Annotated in this window: 1 pseudogene; it reads right to left on the bottom strand. The window is 63.2% G+C overall.

Annotation, left to right across the window (positions count from 1 at the left end):
• Window positions 1-299: pseudogene (locus BK660_RS32295) on the bottom strand (acyl-CoA dehydrogenase family protein); the annotation flags it as partial.

Here is a 299-nt window from a genome sequence, read left to right on the forward strand (position 1 = left end):
GTAACGCACGGCTTCTTCCAGTGCGCGACGGCCGATGCCCAGGCCTTGAGCGGCCACGCACACGCGGGAGCGCTCGAAGAACGACAGGGTGTTTTTCAGGGCCTGGCCTTCGCCGCCGATGATGTTGCTGGCCGGAACGCGCACGTCGTTGAGGAAGATCTGCGCGGTGGACTGGCTGTTCCAGGCCATCTTGTGGATGTTCTGCACTTCGTACGGGTGTTCTTTGCGGTCGAGCAGGAAGTGAGTCAGGCCCTTGCGTGGGTCATCGCCGGTGCGGCAGGTGCAGATGAGGAAGTCGG

Origin of the sequence: Pseudomonas brassicacearum (assembly GCF_003732265.1) — a bacterium.
GTDB lineage: Bacteria > Pseudomonadota > Gammaproteobacteria > Pseudomonadales > Pseudomonadaceae > Aquipseudomonas > Aquipseudomonas brassicacearum_D.